The sequence below is a fragment of the Streptomyces marokkonensis genome, from assembly GCF_039539045.1.
Lineage (GTDB): Bacteria > Actinomycetota > Actinomycetes > Streptomycetales > Streptomycetaceae > Streptomyces > Streptomyces marokkonensis.
In genome coordinates, this window is the sequence record NZ_BAABCQ010000211.1 from 1 (window position 1) to 11,837 (window position 11,837).

At 72.7% G+C, this 11,837-nt stretch carries 6 protein-coding genes; 1 reads left to right on the top strand and 5 read right to left on the bottom strand.

Going from position 1 to position 11,837, the window contains the following annotated elements:
• Positions 1 to 169: 169 nt before the first annotated feature.
• On the top strand, positions 170 to 2,959 hold the full coding sequence (locus tag ABEA26_RS32370; protein ID WP_345597176.1) for a helix-turn-helix transcriptional regulator: 2,790 nt from the start codon (positions 170 to 172) through the stop codon (positions 2,957 to 2,959).
• Between the two features lie 53 nt (positions 2,960 to 3,012).
• On the opposite strand, the gene ABEA26_RS32375 is transcribed toward ABEA26_RS32370, so the two are convergent.
• From ABEA26_RS32375 to ABEA26_RS32395, 5 genes are all read right to left on the bottom strand, one after another.
• Entirely contained in the window at positions 3,013 to 5,100 is a 2,088-nt protein-coding gene (locus ABEA26_RS32375) for an oxidoreductase (RefSeq protein WP_345597178.1), read from the bottom strand.
• A gap of 39 nt (positions 5,101 to 5,139) precedes the next feature.
• Positions 5,140 to 5,979 carry a 1-cyclohexenylcarbonyl-CoA reductase gene (gene chcA, locus ABEA26_RS32380; RefSeq protein WP_345597179.1) on the bottom strand — a complete coding sequence of 280 codons (840 nt, stop codon included), beginning with the start codon at positions 5,977 to 5,979 and terminating at the stop codon, positions 5,140 to 5,142.
• Positions 5,976 to 7,145, bottom strand: a complete 1,170-nt coding sequence (locus tag ABEA26_RS32385; protein WP_345597181.1) for an acyl-CoA dehydrogenase family protein — start codon at positions 7,143 to 7,145, stop codon at positions 5,976 to 5,978. Before ABEA26_RS32385 ends, chcA begins: the two co-directional genes overlap by 4 nt.
• A 76-nt stretch (positions 7,146 to 7,221) precedes the next feature.
• Positions 7,222 to 10,281, bottom strand: a complete 3,060-nt coding sequence (gene aroA, locus ABEA26_RS32390; RefSeq protein WP_345597183.1) for a 3-phosphoshikimate 1-carboxyvinyltransferase — start codon at positions 10,279 to 10,281, stop codon at positions 7,222 to 7,224.
• A gap of 206 nt (positions 10,282 to 10,487) precedes the next feature.
• Positions 10,488 to 11,717 carry a 3-deoxy-7-phosphoheptulonate synthase gene (locus ABEA26_RS32395; protein ID WP_345597184.1) on the bottom strand — a complete coding sequence of 410 codons (1,230 nt, stop codon included), beginning with the start codon at positions 11,715 to 11,717 and terminating at the stop codon, positions 10,488 to 10,490.
• Positions 11,718 to 11,837: the final 120 nt, after the last annotated feature.

Genomic DNA, 11,837 nt, shown 5'->3' on the forward strand with positions numbered 1-11,837 from the left:
TGAGATGCCTTCAGGGAAGATGTATGAGCTCCTCAACTGTGATGTCTGCACAAACAGCGCGGAATGTCGACGGGCCGAGTTTGGCGCGAGGGAAGATATGACTCGGGACCTGCCCCCGGAGGGATATCAGGTCGGTTCCGTTCCATGCGAGCCGTGGAGAACCGGTCTGATGGAGCGCGACGAACAGCTCGCGCGTGTGAAGACCTGGCTGTCCGCACAGCAGCCCGTCGCGGGGCAGGTGCTGCTCCTGGAAGGGACCGTGGGAGCGGGCAAGACGGAGTTCCTGCGCGCGGTGGTGCAGCTCGCCCACATCAGCGAGGTCATCCTCCTCAACGCCGTCTGCTCCGCGGGGGAGCGGGACCTGCCCTTCGGAGCGCTGAGCCAGCTGTTCGACAGCCCGGTACTTCCCGCCGAGCTGCGCAGAGGCATCACCCCGGTGCTGCGCGGGCTCATGGAGACCACCCGGGCCGAGAACATGCACGAGGCCGTGGAGAGCAACAGGGCGGAGATCCTGTACGACCTCTTCCAGCCCGTCACGGAACTGGCCGTCACCACGCCCGTCGTGGTGTGCGTGGACGACATCGACCACATGGACGCCGCCTCCCAGCAGTGCCTGCTCTTCCTGGTCCGCAGACTGAGCACGGCGCCGATCCTGATGGTGCTGACCGAACTGGCCGAGTCCGACGGAACCCACTCCCCGTTCCACGCCGAACTGCTGCGCCAGTCCCCCGTCGTCTCCGCCCGGATCGGACCGCTCTCCCCGCAGGCCGTGCGCACCCTGACGGGACTGCGGCTCGGAACCTCCGGCGGCCGGGAGTTCGGCGACTCCTTCGCCCAGCGCAGCGGCGGCAACCCGCTGCTGCTCGACGCCCTGATCCACGACGAGAGGCACGGCGACGGCACACGCCAGCCGGCCTTCGGACGCGCCCTGCTCAACTGCCTGTACCGCAGCCGCTCCCGCACCCTGCGGGTGGCGCGCGCCATGGCCGTGTACGGAGACGGGGCCACGCCGGAGCAACTCGGGGAGCTCGCCGGCACCGCCCCGGGCATCGTCGAACGGGCGTTGCGCACCATGACCGAGGCGGGGCTGCTCGCGGACGGCCGGTTCCGGCACGAACTGGCCGCGCGCACCGTCCTGGACGACCTGCCGGCCGAGGACCGCGCCCAGCTGCATCAGCGGGCCGCACGGCTCCTGTACCACCAGGGCGGCGCGGTCGGCGACGCCGCCCACCACCTGGCCGAGGCCGGCCGGGTGTCGGAACCCTGGGCCCTGCGCGTCCTGCTGGAGGCGTCCTCGGAGGCCCTGTCGCACGGCAGAGTGCAACGCGCCCTGAGGTACCTGAACTCCGCCCAGGACGCCTGTACCAACGAGCGGGACCGCTGGACGGCCCGCGCCCGGCTCGCCCAGGCCGAATGGCAGCTCAACCCCGCGGCCTCACTGCGCCACCTGCTCGCACTCACCGAGGCCGTGCGCAGCGACCAGCTCGACCCCTACGAGACGATGCTGCTCGTCCGGCAACTGCTCTGGCTGCACCGCACCCAGGAGGCCGTCGACATCCTGGCCCTGCTGCGCAAACGGGCCACCCGACTGCCGTCGGCGGGCCTCGCGGCGTCGTCCGGCACGCCCAACCGGCCGGCCGAACTGCACGACATGGAGGTGTGGCTGGCCTGCACCTATCCGCCGCTCGCGGGACGAGTGCAGAGCGGACCCGCGACGACTGGCCCCGAAGGCGCACCCACCACCCGCGGCCGCGCCTTCTGGCTCCAGTCGATCGGCGCCCTTTCCGGCGGCCTCGTGCGCAGACGCAGCGGCGAGACGCAGGAGTGGGCCTCGCACGTCCTGGGCCAGCTCGACCTCAACCACAACGCCCCCTGGGCAGAGGAGGCCACGCTCCTCGCGCTGATGTCCCTCGTCTACAGCGGCCGGCTCAGCGAGGCGGCCAACCGGTGCCGGAGCCTGAACGAGCGCCGCACCGGAAACCCCTCTCCGATGTGGCAGGGCATCCTGAACGCCGCGGAGGCCGAGATCCGGCTGCGCGGGGGCGACCTCGCGCAGGCCGTGGCCCACGGCGAGCGCGCCCTGGAACAGGTCTCCGTCCAGGGATGGGGAACCGCCGCCGGTCTCCCGCTCGGCACCCTGGTCCTGGCCCACACCCGCTTAGGAGACCTCGACCGTGCCACGGCCCTCGTCACCCAGGGCGTCCCGGACGAGATGTTCCAGAGCCGCTATGGGCTGCACTACCTCTACGCGCGCGGGCACTACTACCTGGCCATGAACCGGACCCGCGCGGCGCTCGGCGACTTCCTGTCCTGCGGCGAACTCATGGGCAAGTGGGGCCTGGACCTGCCCGGCATCGTGCCCTGGCGGACCAGCGCGTCGGAGGCGTGGCTGCTCCAGGGCAACCGCGACCAGGCCAAACGCCTGGTCAAGGAGCAGCTCTCCCTCCCCGGCCCGGCGGGCACCGTCAGCCGGGCCCTCGGCCTGCGGCTGATGGCCGCGTTCAGCTCGCTCGGCCAGCGCCCCCGCCTGCTGACCGAGGCCGCCGACATCCTGGAGGCGGGCGGCGCGACGTACGAACTGGCCCGGACGCTGGCCGACCTGGGCCAGGCCTACCAAGCGCTGGGGAAGCACCGCCGCGCCCGCGTCATCATCCGCCGCGCCTGGCGCGTGGCGCACCTGTGCCAGGCGGAACCCCTGTGCAGGGAACTGCTGCCGGACACGGGAGTCGAGACGGAACCGCCGGACGACGAGGAACGGGCCACGGCCGTGGCCTCCCTGACCAACTCCGAACGCAGGATCGCCTCCATGGCCGTCATGGGGTACACGAACCGGGAGATCGCGGAGAAGCTGTTCATCACTCCCAGCACGGTCGAACAGCACCTGACCAGGGTCTACCGCAAACTGGCCGTCAAGAACCGGCAGAGTTTACCGGGCTACCTGCGCGGCGAGGCCGGCTGACCCGCCCGGCGCCGTGCCGCGTCCGGCGGCCGCCGGCGTCCTCGACGCTCCCCCTATCCGCCCCGTCCCGGCCGCCGCTGCTTCCCCGTCCCGAGCGCCCCGGCGCGTTCCACCACGCGGTGCGCGGCCCGCAGCCCCTGCGCCGTGGCCCGCACGGCGTTCAGCGCACGGGCGTCGGCGGCACCGCCGGCGATCTCGAACGGGACGCCGGCCTCGCGCAGCACGGCGGCGACCTCCTGCCGGCTCTCCTGGCCCGTGGCGAGGACGACGTGGTCGGCGCCGACCAGCGTCGTCCCCCCCTCGGCCTCGACGACGACACCCTCGGGCGTGATCTCCCGGTACGCGACGCCGGTCAGCAGGCGCACGCCGCACGCCCGCAGCTCCGCCATGACCACCCACCGGGTGGACGGGCCGATCCCGGTGCCGATCCTGCCGCCGCGCCGCATCACCGTGACCTGCCGGACGGCGGCCCGCGCGGACGCCGTGACCGACCCGGACGGGGCGGTCAGGGCACGGGAGGCGAGGAACTCCTCCGCGGTCGGCGCCGGGAGGCCGCCGGCCAGGAGGTGCGCCAGGTCCACCGCGATCCCGCCGCCGCCGATGACGACGACCCGCGGACCGAGCGCGTCGGGGTCGGCCAGCGCCCGGGCGTAGTCCAGGACGTGCGGCAGGTCCGCGCCCGGCAGCTCCGGCCGGTGCGGACGGACACCGGTGGCGAGCACCACCCCGTCCATGGCGCGCAGGAGGGGCACGTCCCGGGCACCGACGCGGTGGCCCAGGTACACGGGCACCCCCAGGCCGGCGAGTTCCTCCTCGCGCTGCCGCACGGTGGCGGCGAAGTCCGCCTTGCCCGGCACCCGGGCGGCCAGCCGGAACTGCCCGCCGGGCTCGTCGGCCTCCTCGTACACCTCGACCTTGTACCCGAGCCGCGCCAGGGTGCGCGCCGCCTCCAGGCCCGCGAGACCCGCGCCGATCACGGCGTACCTGCCGCGGCGTCCGGCGGACGGCCGGGCCGGGAAGTCGCGCTCGTGACCCGCCCGCGGGTTGACCAGGCAGGACACCCGCTCCGTGCCGAAAGACCGGTCGATGCACGCCTCGTTACAGGCGATGCACAGGTCGACTGAGGCGTCCGCCCCCGTACGGGACTTGTCGATGATGGCCGGGTCCGCGAGGAACGGACGGGCCATGGCCACCAGGTCGACGTCGCCGCCGGCCAGGACGTCCTCGGCCTGAGTGAGCCGGTTGAAACGGTTGGAGGCGATCACCGGCACCGTCCCGTGCCCCGCCGCCCGCAGCGCCCGCTTGACCCGCTGCGCGTACCCGGCCCAGGTGCCCGCCGGGACCTGGGACTGCACCGTGGGCACGGGTGACTCGTGCCACCCGATCCCCACCGCGAGCGCGTCCGCGCCGGCCGCGGCCAGCTCCACGGCGAGCGCCGCCGTCTCCTGCCACGGGGTGCCGTCCTCGATGAGGTCGGCGCCGGACATCCGGAACAGCACCGGGAAGGCCGGCTCCACCGAGGCCCGCACGGCCCGCAGCACCTCGATGGGGAAGCGGCGGCGCCGGACCGGGTCGCCGCCCCACGCGTCGTCGCGCAGATTGGTCAGGGGCGCGGTGAACTGGTTGATCAGATAGCCCTCCGAGCCCATCACCTCGACGGCGTCGAAGCCCAGCGCGCAGGCGGCCCGCGCACCCCGGCCGAAGGCGGCGACGGTGCCGGCGACCTCCTCCTCCGTCATGGCCCGGGGAGCGGTGCGGGAGAACCGGCTGTACACGGCGGACGGCGCCAGCGGCTCCCCGCCGTCCGGGCCGGCGGGCGCGTACCGCCCGGCGTGGAAGAGCTGGAGGGCGATGAGGCCCCCGGCGTCGTGCACGGCGTCGACGGCCCGGCGCAGCGCCGACCTGTGCCGCTCGTCGTCGAGCACGCCGTAGCCGGGGCCGCCGGAGCCCGCGGGATTCACCGCCGAGCCGCCGGTGACGACGAGACCGGCGCCGCCGCGCACCCGCTCTGCGTAGAACGCGGCCAGGGCGGCGCCGTCGTCGTCGAGGGTCTCCAGGTTCAGGTGCATGGCACCCATGACGATGCGGTGCGGCACCGTCAGGCCGGCGATCGCGAGCGGCCTGAAGACATGGTTCAACACCGGGATCCGTCCCTCTCTCCGTTACTGCGTCGGTCCGGCTCAGGCGTCGCGCGTCGGCCGCGGCGGCAGCGCCAGGGCCTCGCCGGCGTCCGCGAAGAACGGCGGCGCGACGACACTGAGCCCGCCGTCCACCACGAGCGTCTGCCCGGTGATGTAGCCCGACCCCTCGCCGAGCAGGAAGTCGACGGTGTCGGCCATCTCCTGCACGCTGCCCGGGCGGCGTGCCGGGATGCGCTCCAGGACGCGCTGCATGGGCGGCATGCCCTCTACGTTGTAGAAGAACTCCAGCGAGTCCGAGTCGATCAGACCGCCGTTGACCCCGTTGACGTTGATGCCGTAGGGCGCGAACTCCACCGCCATGTACCGCACCCAGGACTCGATGGCGGCCTTCATGCCGCCCAGCATCGCGTAGGTGGGGTAGGCACGGACGGAGCCGTAGGAGGACAGCGCGACGATGCGGCCCCCGTTGTCCATCAGCCGGACCGCCTGCTGCGCGCCCAGCACGAAGGGCCGCAGGTTCATCGCGTACGAGCGGTCCAAGTGGTGCGGGCCGAGGTCGACGATGTTCTTGAACGCGCTCGCCGCGGCGTTGGAGACGAAGTGGTCGAGCCGCCCGCAGCGCCGCGCCACCTCGTCGAACAGGGCCGTGACGCCCTCAACGGTCTCGACGTCCGCCTGCACGGCGAACCCCTGACCCCCCACCTCCTCGAGCTCCGCGACGGTCTTCTGCGCCAGGTCGGCGTTCTTCTTGTAGTTGACGACCACCGTGCCGCCGCGGGCGGCGAGGGTGAGGGCCAGGGCACGGCCGATGCCGCGCGAGGCCCCCGTGATCAGCGAGACCTGCTCGCGGGCGGGTGTCGGCTGCTGCGGGCTGTTCATCGGTTCGTTCCCTCTCCGTCCCAGGACGTGGCGCGCTGGAGCAACTCGCGGAAGACGACGGCCTTCTGCACCTCGTTGGTGCCCTCCTCGAAGCGCTGGGCACGCGCGTCGCGGTACACGCGCTCGATCTTCTGCGACTTCCAGTAGCCCAGGCCGCCGTGCACCTGGAGCGCCTTGTCGGTGACGTTCGTCAGCATCGTCACCGCGTGCATCTTTGCCATCGACGACTGCATGGACGCGTCGTCGTCGCCCGCCTCGAAGCGCCGTGCCGCGTGCAGGACCAGCTGCCGCGCCGCCTCGATGTCGGCGGCGTTCTCGGCGAGCATGAACTGGATGGCCTGGCGCTGGGTCAGCGTCTTGCCGAAGGTCACCCGGTCGCGGGCGTAGTCGACGGCCAGCTGCTGGGCGCGCTGGGCCAGGCCGACGCAGCTCATCGCGACGGAGATCCGCGACGGCGTCAGGAAGCCCCCGAGGAAGACCTCCAGGCCCCGGCCCTCGGTCCCCAGCCGGTGGTCGACCGGGACCGGCGTCTCGTCGAAGACCAGCGACGCGTGGTCGGTGCCCGTGACACCCATGGTGTGGGAGGTGTCCTCGACCGTGACGCCCGGGGCGTCGCGCGGCACCAGCAGGGCCACCGTGCCCTCGTGCCCCGCGCTGCCCTCGACGCGGGCGGCCAGCAGGTAGTAGTCGCAGCGCACACCGAAGGTGATCAGGTGCTTGCGCCCCGAGAGGTAGTACGTGTCGCCCTTGCGCACCACAGACGTGGTGATGTCGGCGCCGGTGCCGTTGCCCGGCTCGGTGAGGGCGAACGCGATCTTGATCTCACCGGTGACCGAGGGGATCACGAAGCGCTTGCGCTGCGCGTCGTCGGCGTGGCCGTCCATCGACCGCCAGATGCCGTTGACCACGTGCACGATCATGCGGATGGAGCCGTGCGAGCGGGAGAAGACCTCCATCAGCTCCATCCAGCGGGCGAAGCCGAGGCCCGTGCCGCCGTACTCCACGGGAGCCGCCATCCGCAGGAAGCCCAGGCCGTTCAGCTCCGCCCACAGCTCCTCGGGCACCTGCCCGGTCTCCTCGATGCGTTCCGCCCAGCGTTCGCCGGGCCCCTGCACCCACTGCTCGACCTGGGTGCGCAGCTCCTGGAACTGCTGCTCGTCCGTCATGTGCCGCCTCTGTTTCCTGTTCTCGTTCCGGCCCGATGACCGGTGTCCGGTGTCCGCTGTCCGTCGCCGCCGGGCGTCAGCCGGCGCCCTCCTCGTGGGGCCGCAGTCCGCGGGCCAGCGACCGCAGTTCGGTCTTCTGCACCTTGCCGATCGGGTTGCGCGGCAGCGCCTCGATCCGCTCCAGGCGTTCCGGCCAGTACTGCTTGGCCACCTCGTGCCCGTCGAGGTGGCGCCGCATCTCCTCGAAGGTCAGCTCCGCGCCGCCCGCCGGGACGACGAAGGCGCAGGCCCGCTCGCCCAGCCGCTCGTCCGGCATGGCCACCACCGCGACGTCGTCCACCGCGGGGTGCTCGAACAGCAGCTGCTCGATCTCCGCGACGGGCACCTTCTCGCCGCCCCGGTTGATGACGTCCTTGACCCGGCCGGTGATCCGCAGGAAGCCCTCGGCGTCGATCGTCGCCAGGTCGCCGGTGCGGTACCAGCCGTCCTCGGTGAAGGCCTCGGACGTCAGGTCGGGACGTTCCAGGTAGCCGTCGAAGACGGTGGGGGAGTGCAGCTCGAAGTTGCCCTCCGTGTCGGCGGGCAGCTCCCGCCCCGCGTCGTCGGTGATCCGCAGCGTGATGCCGTCCAGCGCGCGGCCGTCGGAGCCCCAGCGCTGCCGGGCCTCGTCGCCGGGCGCGGACAGCGCGCCCAGGCAGGTCTCCGTGGTACCGAAGGCCCCGCAGACGGCGGTGGCCAGGACACCGCTCGCGCGCTCGGCCAGCGCTCGCGGCACGGTCGCCCCGGTCGCCACGAAGATCCGCAGGTGGTGCGGCGTCTCGCCGCTCTCCTCCACGGCCTTCACAAGGTCCGACAGGAACGGCGTCGCCGCCTGGACGAATGTCGCCCGGTGGTCGTTGAGCGACTGCAGCGCCCGCTTGGCGTCCCACTCGGGCTGCAGGATCTGCGGCACACCACGCACCAGGGCGAGCACCATGCCGTAGAGGAAGCCCGTCTGGTGCGCGAGGGGCGACGGCACCCAGATCGTGTCCTGCTCGTGGAGCCCGAGGTGCGCGATCTCCATCGCGGCGGCCCTGACCAGGTTCCGCGAGGGCTGGGTGACGCCCTTCGGCTCACCGGTGGTGCCCGAGGTGAAGAGCAGCTGTGCCGTCGCGTCCGGCGTCGGGGCGAGGGCGTCGAGTGCCGCGCGGTCCACGGTGGTCGTCGCCAGCGCCTGCTCCCAGTCGTGCAGCGCCACGCCGCCCGCCGGGGAGTCGGGCAGCAGCGCGGAACCGCCGGCGGAGGCCAGGACCACCATGTGCTCCAGGCCCAGTCCCGAGCCGTGCTCCCCGACCAGGCCCAGCACCTCCTCGGCGGGCCGGCGCGAGCGGTGCCGGTCGGCCACCACCAGCACCCGCGCCGAGGACCGCTTCAGGACGAAGCCGAGCTCGCGCTTGCGGAAGAAGGGGACGACCGGGCAGCACACGGCCCCGATGCGCAGCGCGGCCAGCGACAGGACCACGAACTCAGCTCGGTTCGGGAGCTGGTACGCCACGTTCTCGCCCGGCCGGACCCCGAGCCGCAGCAGCAGCGCCGCCGCCCGGTCGACCCGCTCGGCCAACTGACGCCAGGTGACCCGCTCGTCGCGGTCGGAGCGCACGTCCACGACGGCCGTCTCCTGCGGCCGCTCCTCGGCCCGGCGGCGCAGCAACTGCGGCAGCGTGGACCGCGCGGCGGCCTCGGGACCGACGGGCTCCGTCGTCTCCGGCGCGGGCGCCGCGGCGGGCCCCGTCCCCGTCATCTCCGCGGCGGGGGCGCCGGTGTCCGCGCCGTCGCCGACGGTCACCGCCGTGCCGTCCTCCACCGTCATGGGCACGTTGAGCGTGTTCATGTCGTCGAGGAACTGCGGGTAGGAGATGCGGTACGCGTTCGGGTAGGTGAGCGTCGAGCGCCCCTCGGCACGCGACGAGGCCACCGCGAGGGACATCAGGATGCGATGGTCGTTGAACGAGGACAGCCTGGCGCTCTGCAGAGCGTCCACCCCGTGCACCCGCAGCTCGTTCTCCGAGAGTTCGAGGCGGCCGCCCATGCGATTGAGCTGGGCCATCGCGGCGGCCCGGTCGGACTCCTTGAGCCGGGTGTGCGCGATGTTGCGGAACACCGACTCGCCGCGCGCGAAGGTGGCGATCGTGGACAGGATGGGCAGCATGTCGGGGATGTCCCGGCAGTCGACGTCGACCCCGGTGAGCCGGGGCGCGTCCTGCCGGATGCGCAGGCCGCCGGCTGCCTCGTCGATCTCCATCGGCACCCCCATGGAGCGCGCGACGTCGAGGAAGTGGAACTCGGGGTGGTCGGCCGGGCCGCCCTCCAGCGTGGTGATCCCGCGCAGCAGCACGTCGCTGGGGTGCAGCGCCGCGGCGGCGACGCCGAACGCGGCCGAGCCGATGTCCGGCGGCAGGGTCATCTCGACCGTCCGCGCCTGCTGCCCCGGCTCGATGTCGAAGCGCCGCCAGTCCTCGGAGACGGTCAATTCGAGGCCGAACTGGCGCATCATCGCCACGGTCAGCTCCAGGTAAGGCCGCTCGTTGAGCTCACCCTCCACCTCGATCGTCGTGTGCCGCGTCGCGAACGGGGCCAGCAGGATCAGACCCGATATCCACTGGGACAGGGTGCCCGCGATCCGGACGTGGCCGCCCGCGGGCCTGCGGCCCTGGACGAGGACGGGAGGGCAGTCGTCCGCCGACTCCAGCTCGACGCCCATCTCCTCCAGGGCGCGCAGCAGGGGGCCGACCGGGCGCCGCCTGAAGTACTTCTGCCCGGACATCGACACGGCGCGGTCCGACAGCGAGGTGAGACCGATCATGAAGTAGAGCGTGGTGCCGGAGCTGCCGGCCGAGACCGTCTCCCGGCGTGGCCGGTACTGCCCGCCGAGCCCGTGGACCACGAAGGTGTCGCCGTCCCGGGTGATCCGCACGCCCAGGTCGCGCAGCAGCCGCACGGTGTACTCGACGTGCCGGGCGTCGGACAGCCCCCGGACGCGGCTGACACCGTCGGCGAGCGAGGCGAGGATCAGCGCGCGGTGCGCGTGGTACTTCGAGTTCGGGACGAAGATCTCACCGGTCGCCCGGTGCTGAATTCCCTTGACGAGAAGGTGCATGGGTCCTACTACTCCCTGATTTTGGGACGGTGGCCGAGACAGGAGAAGAAGGCGTCCGCATCCTCACGGCGCACCGGTGTTGAGCATCAAGCACACGCACACGGAAATGTCGGACGCCGGTGTCGTGGAATCAGAGGATCGGGACACCGCATGTGTCGTTCCGGTGCCTTCCGGCGGGGACGCCGGCGCCTTTTCGGAGAAGGCCTCTATGCCTGCTGCGCGGGGAGTGAGGGAGAGCCCGGAGCCGGGACCGCCAGGGTGCCGGTCCACGCGGAGAGCAGCTCGACGGCCTGCTCCGCGTTGAGCCGCGGGTCGCACAGACTGGTGCGCCGCACGGCCTCCCCCTCGTACACGGAGAGGTCGGCGGCGCACTCCATGACGTCGTCCGGCGTGGTCTCCAGGTGCAGTCCGCCGGCCGTGCCGCCCGCCTCCGTCACGGCCCGCAGGAACCCCCGTACCTCCCGCGCCAGGGTCTTCAGGAGACGGGTCTTGTGCCCGTCCGGGGCGGTGACGGTGTTGCCGTGCATGGGGTCACCGAGCCAGATCACCGGGTGGCCGGCCGCCCGGACCGCCTCGACCAGCGCGGGCAGGCGGTCGGCGACCAGATCGGCACCCATGCGCGCGATCAGGACGAGCCGGCCCGGGGCCCGCAGCGGGTCGAGCAGCTCGCACAGGGCGGTGACCTCGGCCGCCGTGGTGGTCGGACCGACCTTCACGCCGACCGGGTTGTCGACACCGGCGACGAGGTCGAGGTGCGCGCCGTCCAGCTGCCGCGTCCGCTCGCCGATCCACGGCAGGTGGGTGGAGCCGAGCCAGCGGCGCCCGTCGCCCGTCTCGCGGACCATCGGCTCCTCGTAGTCGAGGACGAGTGCCTCGTGACTCGTCCACAGCCGGGTCTCGTCCAGGGGCAGGCCGCCGGGGGCCGCCGGGGCGCGCCACCCGAGGTGCTCCATGACGTCGCTGGCCGTCATGTACGACGTGAGCAGGCGCAACGGGTCGTGCCGCCGGCTCTCCGCGTCCGGCTCGGGACCGTTGACCAGGTGGCCCCGGTACACCGGCAGTTCCAGGTCCCCGACCAGCTCCACGGGCCGGGACCGCGGCTTGGCGAACTGGCCGGCGACGCGCCCGATCCGCACGACGGGCGTGCCGGTGGCCGCCTCCACCGTCGCGGCGAGCAGGTCGAGCACCGCGGTCTTGCGCGCCACGTGCACGGCGTCGCATTCCGCCGGGTTCTCCGCACAGTCACCGGCCTGCACCACCAGTGCCTCGCCGCGGGCCACGCGGGCCAGCCGTGTCCGCAGCGCGCCGACGTCCTCGGACCGCACCAGCGGCGGACGCGCGGCCAGTACCTCCCGGATGCGCCGGACCTGTGACGGGTCGTCCCACTCGGGTTGTTGCAGGGCCGGCTTACGCATGTCGGTCACGGCTTTTCCCACGTTGGGTCTCCGGTGAAAATCGGTCGGATTAAGACTGCGATCGGCGGGGGTGATCCTCGAGGACCCTCCGGCTTTCTCTGCAGAGCGCCGTGAAAGTTCGGGAGCGGGCTGCACGCGCCC